Source organism: Synechococcus sp. KORDI-100 (assembly GCF_000737535.1).
Lineage (GTDB): Bacteria > Cyanobacteriota > Cyanobacteriia > PCC-6307 > Cyanobiaceae > Parasynechococcus.
The window spans coordinates 857,598-872,899 of the sequence record NZ_CP006269.1 but is presented as its reverse complement, the minus strand read 5'-3'; the positions used below and the strand labels follow the sequence as shown (position 1 = coordinate 872,899).

Annotated in this window: 16 protein-coding genes; 7 read left to right on the top strand and 9 right to left on the bottom strand. The window is 62.0% G+C overall.

Going from position 1 to position 15,302, the window contains the following annotated elements; genetic code table 11:
• Positions 1–36: 36 nt before the first annotated feature.
• Positions 37–426, top strand: coding sequence for an AbrB family transcriptional regulator (locus KR100_RS04335; protein ID WP_038543492.1), 390 nt, complete (start codon positions 37–39; stop codon positions 424–426).
• A 7-nt stretch (positions 427–433) separates the two neighbouring features.
• On the opposite strand, the gene KR100_RS04330 is transcribed toward KR100_RS04335, so the two are convergent.
• Positions 434–1,102: a riboflavin synthase gene (locus KR100_RS04330; RefSeq protein WP_038547915.1), complete on the bottom strand. Its 669-nt coding sequence runs from the start codon at positions 1,100–1,102 to the stop codon at positions 434–436.
• A gap of 58 nt (positions 1,103–1,160) precedes the next feature.
• Here KR100_RS04330 and KR100_RS04325 point away from each other — a divergent pair, with 58 nt between their 5' ends.
• Complete coding sequence (locus KR100_RS04325) at positions 1,161–1,808, top strand: bifunctional nuclease family protein (protein ID WP_051847606.1); 648 nt, start codon at positions 1,161–1,163, stop codon at positions 1,806–1,808.
• A gap of 50 nt (positions 1,809–1,858) precedes the next feature.
• The gene (locus tag KR100_RS04320; RefSeq protein ID WP_051847605.1) at positions 1,859–2,932 is read left to right on the top strand and encodes an aldo/keto reductase; all 1,074 of its coding nucleotides are present in this window, start codon (positions 1,859–1,861) and stop codon (positions 2,930–2,932) included.
• A 2-nt stretch (positions 2,933–2,934) separates the two neighbouring features.
• Here the strand turns inward: KR100_RS04320 and KR100_RS04315 are convergent, their stop codons facing one another.
• The 5 genes from KR100_RS04315 to topA are packed head-to-tail and all read right to left on the bottom strand — an operon-like array spanning position 2,935 to position 9,064.
• A complete protein-coding gene (locus tag KR100_RS04315) occupies positions 2,935–3,945 on the bottom strand; it encodes an ABC transporter substrate-binding protein (protein ID WP_038543489.1) in 1,011 nt (336 codons plus the stop codon).
• Positions 3,942–5,135: a nicotinate-nucleotide--dimethylbenzimidazole phosphoribosyltransferase gene (locus tag KR100_RS04310; RefSeq protein WP_038543487.1), complete on the bottom strand. Its 1,194-nt coding sequence runs from the start codon at positions 5,133–5,135 to the stop codon at positions 3,942–3,944. The genes KR100_RS04315 and KR100_RS04310 overlap by 4 nt, the downstream gene beginning before the upstream one ends.
• On the bottom strand, positions 5,113–5,766 hold the full coding sequence (locus KR100_RS04305) for a DUF2232 domain-containing protein (RefSeq protein ID WP_038543485.1): 654 nt from the start codon (positions 5,764–5,766) through the stop codon (positions 5,113–5,115). The genes KR100_RS04310 and KR100_RS04305 overlap by 23 nt, the downstream gene beginning before the upstream one ends.
• The gene (locus tag KR100_RS04300; protein ID WP_051847312.1) at positions 5,763–6,341 is read right to left on the bottom strand and encodes a hypothetical protein; all 579 of its coding nucleotides are present in this window, start codon (positions 6,339–6,341) and stop codon (positions 5,763–5,765) included. The genes KR100_RS04305 and KR100_RS04300 overlap by 4 nt, the downstream gene beginning before the upstream one ends.
• Positions 6,341–9,064 carry a type I DNA topoisomerase gene (gene topA, locus KR100_RS04295; RefSeq protein WP_038547907.1) on the bottom strand — a complete coding sequence of 908 codons (2,724 nt, stop codon included), beginning with the start codon at positions 9,062–9,064 and terminating at the stop codon, positions 6,341–6,343. The genes KR100_RS04300 and topA overlap by 1 nt, the downstream gene beginning before the upstream one ends.
• A gap of 120 nt (positions 9,065–9,184) precedes the next feature.
• Between topA and KR100_RS04290 the strand changes: the two genes are divergently transcribed.
• From KR100_RS04290 to KR100_RS04280, 3 genes are read left to right on the top strand one after another with little or no spacing between them, the layout of a single operon-like run.
• Positions 9,185–10,756, top strand: coding sequence for an NAD(P)H-quinone oxidoreductase subunit N (locus tag KR100_RS04290; RefSeq protein WP_038543483.1), 1,572 nt, complete (start codon positions 9,185–9,187; stop codon positions 10,754–10,756).
• Positions 10,749–11,480, top strand: coding sequence for an ABC transporter ATP-binding protein (locus KR100_RS04285; RefSeq protein WP_038543481.1), 732 nt, complete (start codon positions 10,749–10,751; stop codon positions 11,478–11,480). The genes KR100_RS04290 and KR100_RS04285 overlap by 8 nt, the downstream gene beginning before the upstream one ends.
• An 11-nt stretch (positions 11,481–11,491) precedes the next feature.
• Positions 11,492–11,893 carry a response regulator gene (locus KR100_RS04280; RefSeq protein WP_038543479.1) on the top strand — a complete coding sequence of 134 codons (402 nt, stop codon included), beginning with the start codon at positions 11,492–11,494 and terminating at the stop codon, positions 11,891–11,893.
• Here the strand turns inward: KR100_RS04280 and KR100_RS04275 are convergent.
• Positions 11,835–13,046, bottom strand: a complete 1,212-nt coding sequence (locus tag KR100_RS04275; protein WP_038543477.1) for a cell wall metabolism sensor histidine kinase WalK — start codon at positions 13,044–13,046, stop codon at positions 11,835–11,837. The two genes, KR100_RS04280 and KR100_RS04275, sit on opposite strands and share 59 nt — an antisense overlap.
• A 10-nt stretch (positions 13,047–13,056) precedes the next feature.
• Positions 13,057–13,428 (bottom strand): PAS domain S-box protein, encoded by a 372-nt coding sequence (locus KR100_RS04270; RefSeq protein WP_038543475.1) that lies wholly within the window; start codon positions 13,426–13,428, stop codon positions 13,057–13,059.
• Positions 13,429–13,518: 90 nt separating this feature from the next.
• On the opposite strand from KR100_RS04270, the gene KR100_RS04265 reads away from it, so the two are divergent.
• Entirely contained in the window at positions 13,519–14,247 is a 729-nt protein-coding gene (locus tag KR100_RS04265; protein ID WP_038543473.1) for a response regulator transcription factor, read from the top strand.
• Here KR100_RS04265 and KR100_RS04260 read toward each other — a convergent pair.
• A complete protein-coding gene (locus KR100_RS04260; protein WP_038547905.1) occupies positions 14,222–15,265 on the bottom strand; it encodes a M23 family metallopeptidase in 1,044 nt (347 codons plus the stop codon). The two genes, KR100_RS04265 and KR100_RS04260, sit on opposite strands and share 26 nt — an antisense overlap.
• Positions 15,266–15,302 lie beyond the last annotated feature (37 nt).

Here is a 15,302-nt window from a genome sequence, read left to right as displayed (position 1 = left end):
AAGCGACGCCAGAATTCAGTTGAATCAGTTGTCAAAATGCTGATCGGCAAGGAATTACTCGACAAAGCCAGATCTCTGAGCAACAGGCCAGAGGACGAAATTGCTCGTGGCTGCGGCTACGTCGGCCCCAGTGGCCGGGTGCTGCGCAAGAGTTTCTATCGAGCCCTTGTGGAAGCGAAGGGGTACAAGGTTCCCTCCAGCAACGGCGGCAGCAATGGAACCCGAGGGCGTCAGGCCGAGTTCCGCACAAGGGTGCACGGAAACGGCAACCTTTTAATCGGCCACGCCTACACCCGTCGTCTCGGATTGGAACCGGGCCAGGAATTCAAGATTGAACTCCATCGTGATTCCGGCTCGATCTGGCTTCTTCCCGTTGAGCAGGAGTCTGCCGAGCCCAGCAGTCAGCCGGTCGAATCGGACGGTTAGGGCGGATTCACTGCCAACCATGGGCACTCAGCCAATCCGCTGACAGCGGTGGATTCACCGGTGCTGACGACTGCTCGCTCGGATCGTCTGCGCCGCTTTGAATCAAGCGTTCGGCATAGCGGGCCAACTGATCGGCTTCAAGATTGACGCGATCCCCAACGGCGCGATGGCTCAGCGTCGTGATGCTCCAGGTGTGGGGAATCACAGCCAGGGTGAAATGGGATCCGTCCGCTGCGCAACGGGCCACCGTGAGACTGATGCCATCGACGGCGATGCTGGCCTTATCGCAGATGTAGCGCCCGAAGCCGGGATCATCCCAGCGCAGCTCCAGCTCCCAGGACTGGGGGAGAGCATCGATCGCCATCACCTGCGCACAGGCATCGACGTGGCCACTGACGAGATGACCACCAAGACGATCACTGAGGCGCAGGGCTGGCTCAAGATTGACGGCCCCGCCTCGCTCCGCCTTGGCTCCCAGGGTGGTTCGTTTGAGGGTCTCCTCACTGACATCAGCGCGAAATCCGTCGCCGCAGAGTTCAGCCACCGTGAGGCAGACCCCATCGACGGCGACGCTGTCACCAAGCGCCAGAGGAGCGAATGGAGCGCATCCTTCGATCACCAGACCGCCGGACCGCCGCTGCAGTCGTCCGATGGCCTGAACCAGTCCTGTGAACATGCCAGCCTCGCCCGCGCCATGGCCTCTGGCCATAATCGGACAGGGCCGACGCATCGCCATGGTTGAAATGAGCGTGGCTGGAATTGCCCTCGATGCGGCAAGTCGCACGCCGATCGTTCTGCTGAGAGATCCCTCAGGCCGACGCCAGGTACCGATCTGGATCGATCAGGCCCAGGCACACAACATCATGGCGGGGCTGCAGGGCACCGAATCCCCCCGACCGCTGAGCCATGACTTGATGGCAGCACTGTTGGAGGCTGGAGGGCTGGAATTGCGACGCGTGATCGTTCATGCCATCGAGGACAGCACGTTTCATGCGGTGTTGAAACTCCAGGAGATCACAGATGAGGAGAGTGAGACGAACGTGGATGAGCCGAGCTCAGAGGCAGACCAGGAGCTGATCGAAGTCGATGCCCGCCCGAGTGACGCCATTGCCCTTGCCGTGCGAACAGGCAGCGGCATCTGGATGCTGGAGAGAGTGGTGGCAGAGGCCTCCATCCCAGTTGATGCTGAAGCGGATGCGGAAGACCAAAGCGCCTTCAACCGGTTCGTCGACGACCTCAGCCCTGCGGCCCTCGTGCGCCACCTTCGTCACCGAGGAGCCAACGAGTCCGGTGGCAACCAATCCATCGACGACAAAACCAACGACGACGATTCCAGGGACAGCGATTCCAAGGACGGCGAATCATCGGCGGACAAACCGTGAGACGACCGTTCGGCAACGGACGCTCGGTCAGTTTGTTCAGCCTGGGCACCATGCGCGCCCTTGCCTCTCCAGACCAGATGCTCTCGGTCCTCAGGGCCGCTCACGATGCCGGCATCAACCACCTCGAAACCGCTCCGGCCTACGGCCCGTCGGAACGGTTCCTGGGGCAGGCACTGGAGCGACTTGAGGAGGAGGGACTGGACCCCGCAGAGGGCTGGGTCATCACCAGCAAACTGCTGCCGGGAATCTCCTTGGACGAAGGCCAACGACAACTGAAGGCGATCCTTCAGCGGCTCGGCCGCAGCAAACTCGACAACCTCGCCGTCCACGGGCTCAATCGGCCCGAACACCTCGAATGGGCCCTGCATGGGGAAGGCGCAGCACTTCTGGACTGGTCCGTGCGAAGCGGACTGGTGGAGCAGATTGGATTCAGCAGCCACGGCAGCCAGGAGCTGATTGGCGAGGCCATCGCATCGGAACGCTTCGGTTTCTGCAATCTGCACCTGCATTTGCTGGACCCTCAGCGCCTGCCATTGGCCCGCCGAGCCCTTGAGAGAGGAATGGGCGTTCTGGCGATCTCACCCGCCGACAAGGGCGGACGACTTCAGGACCCCAGCCCGACGCTCGTGGAGGACTGCACGCCAATCCAACCCCTGCGGCTCGCCTACCGGTTCCTGCTGGCCGCAGGCATCAGCACCCTGTCGGTCGGCGCCGGAGATCCCACTGATCTCGTCCTGGCCAGTCAGCTCAGAGCGGCCTGCGAACCGCTCGGTCCCGAGGAGGAGAACGCCCTCAGCCGACTGATGCAGCAGCGCGCTGCGCGACTGGGCGACGACCAGTGTCACCAGTGCCGGGAGTGCCTTCCCTGTCCGCAGCAGTTGCCCATCCCGGATCTCCTGCGCCTCCGCAATCTTGCCGTTGGCCACGACCTGATCGGTTTCTGCCAGGAGCGGTACAACCTGATCGGGCGTGCGGGGCACTGGTGGGAGGAGATCGATGCCGACGCTTGCCGCCGGTGCGGCGACTGCCTGCCGCGCTGCCCCCATCAACTCGCCATTCCGGACCTTCTGCGCGATACCCATCAGCGCTTGAAAGCTGCACCCCGCCGTCGCTTGTGGGGCTGAAGCTACGGAGCTGACGCCTGCCAACGCCGGCTGAGGGAGGTGCGCTGCTGTTGCGTCAATGGCGGCAGAGACCAGCAACGGGACCAGACCTCCATCGGTGGCAGCAGCAGGTCCCGCCAGCGGGTCGGGAGACCTGATCGCAACTGAGGGACATCCAATGACTTCAGTGGCGGACGCCAGCCGGAGCCGACCAGGCGACCGAGCATCGGCAGGCTCCAGGCCGTCTCCACCCAGGCCTGGGGCAACGGTTCACGGGTTTCGGCGGGACGCATGAGCAGCGTCCAGTGCAGAGGAGCACCCTGAGTGGGAAGAACAGCGCTCAAACGCGGATCACGGCGCAGCAATCTCATGCAGCGCTGGAGGGGCGTGACCAGAACCCGGGCCTGGTCCTTGAGCAGCCAGTTGATGCCCTGACGATCGTCATAGGTGAGAACTTGACGCCGCAACCTCTCCAACGCATCCGGTGCCTCAATGCGATCGGCGAGCTCGATCACAAGCCGCGGACTCCGAGGCAACACCACATGGCCGGTCAGAGCCCTGTCCAGCAAGACATCCCAGCTGTCGACGGAGGCGGAGTTCCAGGAATCACTCCCCCGGAACAGCATCACCCAGGGACTGACGCCGACGGGCAGAAGTTGTGCTGCCCTGGCAGCGCCCTGCAGCTGCAAAAAACGAGCAGCGATCTGATCCAGCTGGGACTGCAGAGCTGCCGCCTGAACCGGCTGCAGCCGATCCTGCGGAAGGCTGGACAGCCATCCATCCGTCAAGGCGATCAGATCCACGGAATCCTGCTCAGCCTTCTCCAGAGGCGTGATCGAGTCCTCCGGCTCTAGCGGCAGAAACTGCCAGGGAGACGGCAGTGCTTTTTGCCAGCGACCCGGCACCGTCTCCGGCGCAGCCAGCAGCTTCGGCGGTGCCATTCCCTGGCGGCAGCCTGCCAGCAAAGCCAGGCCTGCTGCTCCTCCGAAGTGCAGAAGTAGATGACGGCGGCTGAGAGGCATGGCTCCGCTCATGCCCCAGACCCTACGGGTGCGTTCAGCAGGCGATCCATCGCGCGATCACAGCTCTGCTGCAGCTGGTCTGTTGAAAACCCCTGCAATTGGGCCAGCAGCAGCAAGGCCCCGGCGCCCACCCCCTCCTTCACATATCCCCGCTCAAAGTCCCTCAGCTGCTGATGACGACTGCGACTGAACCGAACACCACTGGCCATGGCCGCCAGGGGCACGGCACAACGGTCGCCGGCAAGCGCAACAAGCCGGCTGAACATGGAGCCCACGGGCGGAACAACCGACTCTTCAGCCAGCCAGGCGGTGGTTCCGATCAAGACCCGCTGCGACAGGCGCTGGCGAAGCAGCAACGGCAGCGCGCTGAGCGCCAGGGTGAGCACAGCAACCATCTGACTTCCCCCGCCGAGGAGAACGGGCTGGTCCGCCTCGGCAGCCCCGCACAGCAGGCCTGCCGCCACGGCTTGAAAGGGATCGCCAACGGCAGCCAGCACGGCACGTGCTGATGGATCCGGCGGCAGCTGAGCCTGGCGCAGTCCGGCCTCCACCAGTTGCTGCTTGAGAGCCTGTGGCGGTTGCCTGGCACTGCCGCTGACGAGCTCGCCAACCTGCAGCCCCAGGGCGGTGAGGACCGCCAACGCCGTTGTCGTGCCCCCTGGAACACACTCGGCCAGCACCAGAGGACGGCGCAGTCCTCGTCCAAGCTGTTCCCCCTGGCTCCAGAGCCTTTCCACACGGGACGGAGCCATCGCCTGGCCTCCGGAAAGACAGGCCGCCGGGCCCTGGCTGATCGATTCCAGGCGCAGGTGCGGGAAGTCTGGTTCGTGGGGAAGGCCGAGGGCGACCAGCCGAGGGTTCAGCCGGAGGCACTCCACGGCCACGCGACTGAGAAGCGCGGGGGAGACTCCGGCCGGAAGAGGCGGCAAAGCCCAGCGACGTCTGGCCTCTGGCCCCCGCAGCAGAAGTTCCGCATCGGCCAGTGCCGTCAAGCGCCGGGATGATGTCGTCGCCCCGGCGGCCGAGATTCCCTGCCGTTCCGCTGTACGCGTACCAGCCAGAAGCACCAGCAGATCAGACGTGAATCCAGGCTGCTGCCAGGGCTTCAGCCATGCGGCGAGTTCAGACGTTTCCGCTGGTCGTCCTACCCACTGGCATCCCTCGGGGAGGTCGATGGGATCAGAGTGGATCAAGCGCAACAAGGCCCTGCAGCACCCTTGGGGGCTCCGGCAGGGACGAACCGAGACGGGGAAAGATCCAGTACGCCAGGGCGTGGAGTGACAGCACATAGATGACTTCCTGCACAACCACCAGCCCCAGAGCCATCAGCTGAACCTCGAAGAGGTCCGGCGAGAGGGGGAGATTGAGCAGGGAGACGAGGCGATCGAGCAGTCCGGCCCCGGCTCGGGTGATCAGCACCCAGAGGTTTTCACCCACCAGTAACGAAAGCACCACGAGTCGGACGAGGAAACCGAACGTGCCCAGAACAATTCCGACCCCCCAGCTGATCCACCAACTGAACTTCTGGATCCAACTCCAGCCCAACCACAACGACAGCAATCCATAGGGGAACAGCAGGAGCGGGCCTCGAACCGGACCCATCAGCGCTGTCAGCAGCAGCACAGCGAGCAGCAGGCCCTCCGCACCCGCACGGCCGCCGCGCCGGAGTTGGAGCAGGGCCAGCGGCAAGGGAAGGGACAGGCGGAACAGGGCCCCGCCAACCGGCAGGTAGTAGAGCGCCAACCAGATCAGACCGGTGGTGGCGGCGAGATAAGCACCCTCCACAAGCCGCAGAGCCTGCTGCCGACTGAGGGGAGCTGGCTCATGGTTCATGGCTTGTTCCGCTCGATCTGCTCGATCTGCTCGACGGCGAAGGGAACGCCCGCTTCTCTCAGAGCGCGGGTCACCGCCTCGGCGGGCGAGGCAGGATCAGCCTCGGACAAGCGAATGGTGATTCGATAAGGCTCCTTCGGCAGATCTGAGGGTGGCAATGTCCCGGCCTTCTGTGGCTCCGGAGTGCTGTCTTTGCTGGTGATGTCACCAGCCTCATCATCCTCGGGCCTGGGGGCATCGGAACGATCCTCCTGAGTAACGGCTTTCCCGTTTGGGGCACCGGCAGAAGAGGAAGGATCGGAGTCCGCTTTCGATGACGGTTCTGATTTGGATTCCCCTGTCTTGTCCCGATCTGAATCGGACGCGGCAGGAGGCTGGGTCTCCATCCTGAGGTCGGCTGAATCCGAGCCTGACTGCCGCGGTTGGGACCTGCCCTTCGGCGCGGTGGCTGCCGCTGGGCTTGGAGCTCTCTCAGCAGGCTGATCGAAGCTGCGCTCCAGTTGCTGAGCCACCGGATTGCCGGCACATCCCTGCACCATCAGCAGCGGCAGGATCAGCCGCAGCAGGTTCCGCATCAGTTGTCGGCCGGCCTGATCACCCTCACCGCGCCAGCCCTGGGCTTCCCGGTTCTCGTCGTCCCTGGAAGCTTGCGGGTTTTGGGCTGCGGCTCAGCCCCTTTTTTGGCCGCAGGCTTGCGTCCTGCTGACTTCTTCGTGGTCGATGCGGCTTTACGGGTGCTGCCTTTTTTCGAGGCCGCCTTGGCACCGAGCAGTTCTACGGCCTCCTCGAGGCTGATGTCATCGGCCGTCTTGCCCTCGGGAAGGGAGGCATTGACCTTGCCCTGCTTCACATAAAGCCCGTAAGGCCCGTCATAGACCTGGATGGTTTCCCCACTGCCCTCAGGCTTTCCGAGATCTTTGAGGGCCGTTCGACCACCCCGCCCGCGCTTCGGCATGGCCAGCAGCTCGAGGGCTCGGCTGAGACCGATGGCCAGCACATCATCCTCTCCTTTCAGAGAGCGATAGTCCTTGTCCCCCTTGCCCTTGTCCCAGACCACATAGGGACCGAAACGTCCCAGTCCGGCCTGCACGCGCCCACCATCGGGATGGTCACCGAGGAGGCGGGGGAGCCTCAGAAGGCCGAGGGCATCGTCAAGACTCAGATCCTCCGGCTTGGAACCCTTGGGCAGGGATGCCCGCTTCGGCTTTGGATTCTCATCACTGACCTGGCCACGCTGGACATAGTGGCCGTACTGACCGAACAGCAGATAGATCAGATCCCCGGTCTCGGGATCCTCCCCCAGAGCTTCCGGACCATCCGCCTTGTGCTTCAGGATCAGCTCAGCTTGCTCTTCATCGAGATCAGCTGGGGTGATTTCTCGTGGAAGGGTGGCCTTGATCAGTTCCTCTTCTCCGTCATCACTGACGCGCTTCGCTTCCAGGTAGGCACCGAACCGTCCGATACGGACAACGCTTGTGAGCCCTTCGAGGTCGATCGTGCGTGAGGCGCCGGGGTCAATGTCACCTTCCCTCTGCTGCACCTGATTCTCAAGGCCTTCATCGCCCTTGAAGAAACCCTCGAGGTAGGGAAGCCACTGCACCTTGCCGTGAGAGATCTCATCGAGGGTGGTCTCCATCCGAGCGGTGAAGCTGGTGTCGACGAGATCCGGGAAATGCTCCTCCAGAAGGGCTGTCACCGCAAAGGCCGTGAAACTCGGCGTCAGGGCATTGCCCTGGAGGGTGGAATAGCCGCGATCAACAATCGTTCCGATGATGGAGGCATAGGTCGATGGACGGCCGATCCCCTCCTTCTCAAGCATTTTCACCAGCGACGCCTCGCTGAACCGGGCCGGCGGCTGGGTCTGGTGCCCAAGCGGTTCAACCTGTTTCGGCGTCGGCCCATCACCGACTGCGAGGGTTGGCAGCAGCACTTCCTGCCCCTCAAGAGCTGCATCGGGATCGTCGCTGCCTTCGACGTAGGCGCGGAAAAATCCCGGGAAGTCGATGCGCTTGCCGCTGGCGCGGAAGGCCGCCCCTGCAGCACTCAAATCGACGGAGAGCATCGTCAACCTGGCTTCGGCCATCTGACTGGCCACCGTGCGTTTCCAGATCAGCTCGTACACCGCGAGATCACGGCCGTCGAGACCGGTATCCCCCGGCGTGCGGAAGCTCTCCCCTGCCGGGCGAATGGCTTCATGGGCCTCCTGGGCATTGCGCGCTTTGGTGCTGTACTGCCGCGGCCCCTTGCTGAGGTAATCCTTGCCATAGAGGTCTTCAACGCAGCGACGAGAAGCGCTGATCGCCTGATCGGAGAGATGCACCGAATCGGTGCGCATGTAGGTGATGAAACCGCGCTCATAGAGACCCTGCGCACAACGCATGGTTTCGCGAGCCGAGAGGCGGAGCTTGCGGTTGGCCTCCTGCTGGAGAGTGCTGGTGGTGAAAGGAGGAACCGGCTTGCGAATCGTGGGCTTCTCTTCCACCGAATCCACCGTCCAGGCACTGGAGGTGACCTTTTCAGCCAGTGCACGGGCCTCCTGCTCACTCAGCAGGCGTACGTCACTGCCTGATTTGAGACCACCGGTGCTTTCGTCGAAATCGCTGCCACTGGCGATGCGACGGCCGTCCACGTGGGTAAGTTTCGCTTCGAAGCCACTTCCAGCAAGTTCAAGCTGCGCCTTGAGATCCCAGTAGCTGCCGCTGCGGAACGCGCGTCTGGACCGTTCCCTCTGAACCAGAAGTCGAACGGCAACCGATTGCACCCGACCAGCCGACAGCCCCCAGGCCACCTTTTTCCACAGCAGCGGCGAGAGGGTGTACCCCACGAGACGATCCAGAATCCGCCTGGTCTCCTGGGCATGCACCAACTCCATGTCGAGCTCACGGGTCTGATCCAGTGCCTTGCCGATCGCCTCCTTGGTGATCTCGTGAAACACCATCCGCTTGACCGGCACCTTGGGGGAGAGCAACTGCAGCAGATGCCAGCTGATGCTCTCCCCTTCGCGGTCCTCGTCCGTGGCGAGCAGCAGCTGTTCGGCTCCCTTGAGGGCGTCCTTCAGCTCGCGGACGATCTTTTTCTTGTCCTTCGGGACTACATAGAGGGGCTCGAAATCGGCCTCGGTGTTCACGCCGAGATTCGCCCATTTCTGACCTTTGGCAGAAGCGGGGATCTCACTGGCGTTGTTGGGCAGATCGCGAACATGACCCATCGACGCCTCAACCTGGAACCCCTTCGGCAGGAAGCCGCGGATGGTTCGGGCCTTCGTGGGGCTTTCAACGATGACGAGGGTGTGCGCCAAAGGTGCCGGCCTTGATCCTTGTTCCCTCTTTATCGCATCGACCATCGCACCCTGCATCACCATCGCCATTGAATGGCGCGGCTAAAGTCCTGAACCAGGACGTTCGATCCGCAGCCTGCCATGCCCGAGATGGGTGCCCTCCTGTTCGCCACCCAAGCCATGGCTGCCCCAGGTGAACTCCTCAATCTGTCCCTAAATGCCACGGCGGTGCTCCCGGAAGCGGCCGTGCTGTTCGCCATGATCGCCACGTTGCTGGTGGACCTTGCCGGCGAGCAGGTTGCAGCCCGCTGGGTTCCTCCGATCTGCTATCTGGGCCTCGGAGGCTCATTGCTTCTGCTGGCTCTCCAATGGAATGGGCCACTGGAGCCTGCATTCCTGGGTGCCTTTCTGGCCGACAACCTGGCGGTTGCCTTTCGGGCCGTCATTGCCCTGTCCACCCTTCTTTCGCTGCTGATCAGCTGGCGTTACGCCGAGCAGAGCGGCACGCCCGTCGGCGAATACGCCGCCATCCTGCTGGCAGCCACCCTCGGGGCGATGCTGCTCTGCGGCGCCACCGATCTGGTGAGCGTGTTCATCTCTCTGGAGACCCTTTCGGTCGCGAGCTACCTGCTGTCGGGCTACATGAAACGCGATGCCAGAAGCTCAGAGGCGGCGCTCAAGTACCTGCTTGTCGGCTCGGCAGCAGCCGCTGTCTTTTTGTATGGCTCATCCCTGCTCTACGGATTGAGCGGCAGCACCAGTCTGGAAACCATCGGTGCAGCTCTTCAAACCAGCACCACCCCGCTGGCCGCCCTGGCTCTCGTATTCGTTCTCGCAACCGTGGCCTTCAAGATCGCTGCTGTCCCATTCCACCAGTGGACTCCAGACGTTTACGAGGGATCACCCACCCCTGTGGTCGCCTTCCTCTCCGTGGGTTCAAAAGCCGCAGGTTTCGCCCTGGCCCTGAGGATTCTGGTGGGCTGCTTCGGTGCATTCGATGGCCAGTGGAAGCTTCTCTTCACCGTGCTTGCCGTGCTGAGCATGACGCTGGGCAACGTCGTGGCCCTGGCTCAAACCTCGATGAAACGGATGCTGGCTTACAGCTCCATCGGTCAGGCCGGCTTCGTGATGATCGGCATGGTCTGCGGCACGGAGGACGGCTTCGCGGCAATGGTGCTTTACATGGCCGCCTACCTGTTCATGAATCTTGGGGCCTTCGCCTGCATCATCCTGTTCTCGATTCGCACGGGAAGCGACCGGATTTCAGATTATGCAGGTCTCTATCAGAAGGATCCTCTGATCACCCTCGGGCTCAGTCTCTGCCTGCTCTCACTTGGTGGGATTCCCCCGATGCTGGGGTTCTTCGGAAAGATCTACCTCTTCTTCGCAGGCTGGGCCGATCACCAGTATCTGCTGGTGGTGGTCGGCCTGATCACCTCGGTGGTCTCGATCTATTACTACATCTCTGTGATCAAGATGATGGTGGTGAAGGAGCCCCAGGAGGCGTCCGACGTCGTCAAGAACTATCCGGAGGTGCGCTGGTCCCTCCTCGGCATGCAGCCGCTGCGGACCGCTCTGATCGGATGTGTTGTGGTTACCGCTGTCGGTGGAATCCTCTCCAACCCTCTGTTCCAGTGGGCCAATGCGGCCGTCAGCGGAACACCTCTGCTCCAGCAGGCCATCGCCTCGAGTGGTTTGAGCGGTCTTGGCTGATCCTCTGAAGAACACCTCCGGCCGAGCTGTCGCCGAACTGATCGGCATCAGCAAGGTTTACGGCCAGGGAGATCTCACCGTCAAAGCTCTCGATCAGCTTGATCTGATCGTTCGGGAAGGGGATTACATGGCCGTAATGGGGGCCTCCGGGTCCGGCAAGAGCACCGCGATGAACATCCTTGGCTGTCTCGACCGCCCAAGCAGTGGCTGCTATCGACTGAACGGCGTGGCGGTGGAGCAGCTCGACGATGACGCCCTCGCCGACCTGCGCAACCATTCCCTTGGTTTCGTGTTTCAGCAGTTTCATCTGCTCCCCCAGGCAACGGCCCTTGAAAACGTGATGCTGCCGATGATCTACGCAGGCGTTCCGCTTGAAGAGCGGAGCCATCGAGCCCGTGAAGCGTTGATTCGAGTCGGTCTCGGGCAACGGCTCGACAACCGACCCAACCAGCTCTCTGGAGGACAGCAACAACGGGTTGCCATTGCTCGGGCCATCATCAATCGTCCTTCCCTGTTGCTGGCGGACGAACCCACCGGCGCCCTCGACTCCAACACCACAGCGGAAGTGCTGGATCTGTTCGACGACCTGCATGGCCAGGGCATCACACTGGTAATGGTCACCCACGAAGATGATGTCGCCGCTCGAGCCCGCCAGCTGGCACGCTTTCAGGACGGACGGATTGTCGAGATGCTGAGCACCAGACAGCCTCTGAAACTGTCCTGAAGGGAGGTTTGATGCAAGACGTGGGGCGGGAGATCACGGTGGCAGTTGTGGAGGACAACCCACGCATCCGCGAACTGCTGCAGGAGGAAATCAGCGACGAAGGACACCGTTTCCTGTCGTTCGGGACGGCGGAGGAGTTCCTCAAGGCCATCCAGGACAACGACCTGACGGTAGATCTCGTCCTCCTCGATGTGATGCTGCCTGGTATGGACGGGCTGAGCTGCCTGCGCCATCTAAAGCAGAACAACAGGCCCAACCACCATGATCAGGCTCCGAAGATTGTCATCGTGACTGCCCTCAACGACGAGGACAAACGCCGCCAGGCCATGGCGGATGGGGCCGAGGATTATGTCCTCAAACCGGATCTTTTCCTTCGTCTCCCTGAGCTGCTGAGGGCAACGGCTTCGCTGTGAAGGGCATGGTGAGGGTCACAGATGTCACGGTCAGGGATGGTTCGTCGGGGTCAGACCGCTGGTCGAGCTGCAGCGAGCCTCCCCAGGCCTGAACCAGCCTGTCCACGATCGCCAGGCCCAGTCCCGCCCCTTCGGCATTGGTCTCACTGCGCCGGCCGGGCGAACGCACGAAGGGCAACAGCCAGGCGTCAAGCGTGGTGCGCCCCACTGTTTCCCCGAACCCGGAACTCGAGATCTGAAGTGTGTAGCTGTCGCTGTTGCCAGGGCCAGGGCAGCCAATCGTCATCAGGATCTGTCCAGCGTCGGCACCGTGCTGAATCGCATTCTCGACCAATTGGTCCAGAACAATCGCCAGGGCATTGGCATCAATCCGGACAAGATCTGCCGAAGACAGGCCACCCCACGCAATCGACAATCGCTGTTGACAGGCGTCGGGAATGCCGTCAAACCACTGCCGAAGAACGGGCAGGAGAGGCTGCTCCCGGACTCCGAGCCAATCGGGATCCACCTCCAGCTGGGTCATCAACGACAGATGCTCGAGAAGGCGGTGAATCCGCAGAGTTTCTTCCTCGGCACGAATCAGATGTCGATGGGCAGGCTGATGTGGATCGCTGTCGCGTCTGAGGCGCTTGAGGCTTCCCGAAATGATCGTGAGCGGCGTTCTCAGTTCATGGCTGAGGTCCGTCATGAAGCGCTGTTGCTGCAGCAAGGCCTTCTGCTCAGGACTGAGATCACGAATGGTGATCAGCAGGTGATCCTTGGCGTGCAGGATGGCGACCGGTTGCCATCGCACCTGCAGGGCTGACGTCCGGATCCCTGCGGCAAGCGACAGGTCCAGGCGTTCCTCTCCTTCCCTGAGCGGCAAAGGCTGGGATGGGTGAAGCGGATGGTCGTGCTGAATCGACGGACCATCCGGCAGGTGAAGCGTCACCAGGTCATCAAGGCAACGATTCATCACCTGAATGGGAAGACCATCCACCAGCAGTGACGCTGAGGCCTGGTTGGCCCAGTGAACCCGGCGATCGCCATCGATGATCAACATCGATTCCACAGCCGCATCAAAAGCAACCTGCAACATTCCGAGGGACTGTCTCAGCTGTTCAACCAGAGCTGGTTCAGAGGCAGGTTCTGAAGCGGGAGACGGGGAGTTCACGACTAGGAGTTCACGACAGGGGTCGCAAGGTCGCCGCAAAGGACCAGCTGCCGTCCGCATGCTTTTCGGCAACGATGAAATGCTCGCTTTCAATCGCCCGACCATCAGCGCAGTAGGTCGCCAGCTTCAGTGGATGATTCAGCACCCTGGAGACCTCTGTGAGCTTGAAACGGGCGAATCCGGCATGGTGAGAATCGCGGAAGGACGGCGGCAGAATCAGCCCGAGCGACTGACCCAGGAGATCGTCGTCCGACCATCCGTAAATTTCCCGGAAGCGTTGATTGAGCTCCATCACCAATCCATTGGAGTCGGCACGCACAAAGGGAAGATCCTGTTGTTCACGCAGTCGACCGATCGCTTCAACCGACCAGGATTGAGACATCTCACGCCTCCTCACATCACTTCCGAGACTAGAAACGGCTGGGACGTCTGCCTTGCTGCTGCCTAAGCTGCGAACAGGTTTAACGTCTTGATGGCTTCTGGGTCGCAGCCACGCCTCCGCGTTCTCGTGGTGGACGACGAAGCGAAACTGACCGAACTTCTCAGGCTTGAGCTTGATGTCGAGGGTTACGACGTTTACGTCGCCAGTGACGGAGCGGGCGGACTGATCCGATCCCGTACGGAACCCTTGCCGGATCTGATCATCCTGGATTGGAATCTGCCGGATTTCAGTGGAATCGATATCTGCCAGCGCATCCGGGCAGGAGGGGTGACAACACCGATCCTGATGCTCACCGGCCACGACGAGATCACCGATCGGGTGAAAGCCCTCGATGCCGGGGTGGATGACTATCTGATCAAGCCGTTTTCCATCGACGAGCTGATGGCACGGCTGAGGGCCATGCGCCGTCGTGCCGAATCCTTTTCCGCAGCGTCGGGACCGGATGGTCAACCAGAGCGTCTGCAGGTGGCCGACCTGACGATGGACACCCGCACAAGAGATGTCTCCCGGGCAGGGCGAACCATTCACTTGTCCGTCAAGGAATATGAGTTGTTGAACTTTTTGATGCGCGGCGCCGGCAGGGTTCTGGAGCGCTCGGAAATCATGCGCGGAGTCTGGGGGGAGAATTTCTACGGAGACGACAACCTGCTCGACGTCTACATCCGCTATCTGCGACAGAAGATCGAGGACAAAACCACATCACCTCTGATTCACACCATCCGTGGTGTTGGATTCATCCTGAGGGAGGAGTCGGCCTGACATCGTCAGGACGTTCCAGGGAACGGAGCAGCTGGGCCATCAGGACTGAGACGGGATCATCTCCCTCGGCTTTCATGGTGTCGATCAGGGGAGCCATGTCCAGCTCCTGAGCGTCGATGGCGACCCATCCATCACCCTGAGGGCGACGCAACTCGAAATGCAGGTGAGGGCCGGTGCTCAGACCCGTGCTGCCGACACGGCCGATCACCTCACCCTGCTGCACCGTCTGTCCAGCTTTCACATAGATCTCTGAAAGATGGCCGTACAACGTCCGACGCTTGGGACTGTCGTGCTCCAGCACCACCGTGATCCCGTAGCCCCCTGCCAAACCGCTGCTCACGACGGTCCCCGACAGTGATGCAACGACGGGAGCGCCCTCTGGTGCTGCGAAGTCGCGGCCGGCATGCATCAGCCAGGTGCCGACCACGGGGTGCAGACGCCAGCCGAATCCACTGCTGGTGAACGCTTCGCCCACCACCGGAAACAGCAGCTTGCGGTCTCCATTGCCCAGCTTTGGCAGTGGCCTCGGTGTGACCGAGAAGACCGACTGCAAGCTAAAACTGCTGTCCGACCCGATCAGCGCTGAGACGGGGACGGTCAACGGTGATGTTTTGGGACTGGATCCAGCGAAGGAATCGACCTGGCCTGGCATTCCTTCCACCTCAACCCTGGGGGTTCGGCGTCCTGGTCTCATCTGCCGCACAACGCCGGAGGAACACTCCTTACGGGACAGGGCGCCCTCCTGGCAGGCCAGCTGAACAGAGGGAACATCCACTGGGCGGACCAGGGCGTCGCGGCCATTCAGATCCCGTTCCTGGGGCGTGATCACCCGATCCGCCTCAAGTTTCTCCAGATCCTGGGGCGTCAGACCCAGTGTTTTCAGTTGTTGCACCTCAAGCTGCTTGAGCCTGTCGTCAAAACGCTCCGGAGGTTGGGCAGGCTGCAGCTGGCTCTGGCCGGGATCAATGGGCGCCAGGGGAACAGCCAGCAACCAGGTCAGCGACAACCAGCGCAGCACGTTGCAAAACGAAATCCAGTGGACTAAAGCACAAATC

Excerpts from the sequence above, each read along its gene's own strand:
- KR100_RS04335 (WP_038543492.1), top strand. The coding sequence starts at position 37 with ATGCTGATCGGCAAGGAATTACTCGACAAAGCCAGATCTCTGAGCAAC.
- KR100_RS04320 (WP_051847605.1), top strand. The coding sequence starts at position 1,859 with ATGCGCGCCCTTGCCTCTCCAGACCAGATGCTCTCGGTCCTCAGGGCC.
- KR100_RS04305 (WP_038543485.1), bottom strand. The coding sequence starts at position 5,766 with ATGAACCATGAGCCAGCTCCCCTCAGTCGGCAGCAGGCTCTGCGGCTT.
- KR100_RS04325 (WP_051847606.1), top strand. The coding sequence starts at position 1,161 with ATGGTTGAAATGAGCGTGGCTGGAATTGCCCTCGATGCGGCAAGTCGC.
- KR100_RS04265 (WP_038543473.1), top strand. The coding sequence starts at position 13,519 with ATGGCTTCTGGGTCGCAGCCACGCCTCCGCGTTCTCGTGGTGGACGAC.
- KR100_RS04280 (WP_038543479.1), top strand. The coding sequence starts at position 11,492 with ATGCAAGACGTGGGGCGGGAGATCACGGTGGCAGTTGTGGAGGACAAC.
- KR100_RS04300 (WP_051847312.1), bottom strand. The coding sequence starts at position 6,341 with ATGCGGAACCTGCTGCGGCTGATCCTGCCGCTGCTGATGGTGCAGGGA.
- KR100_RS04330 (WP_038547915.1), bottom strand. The coding sequence starts at position 1,102 with ATGTTCACAGGACTGGTTCAGGCCATCGGACGACTGCAGCGGCGGTCC.
- KR100_RS04290 (WP_038543483.1), top strand. The coding sequence starts at position 9,185 with ATGCCCGAGATGGGTGCCCTCCTGTTCGCCACCCAAGCCATGGCTGCC.
- KR100_RS04270 (WP_038543475.1), bottom strand. The coding sequence starts at position 13,428 with ATGTCTCAATCCTGGTCGGTTGAAGCGATCGGTCGACTGCGTGAACAA.
- KR100_RS04315 (WP_038543489.1), bottom strand. The coding sequence starts at position 3,945 with ATGAGCGGAGCCATGCCTCTCAGCCGCCGTCATCTACTTCTGCACTTC.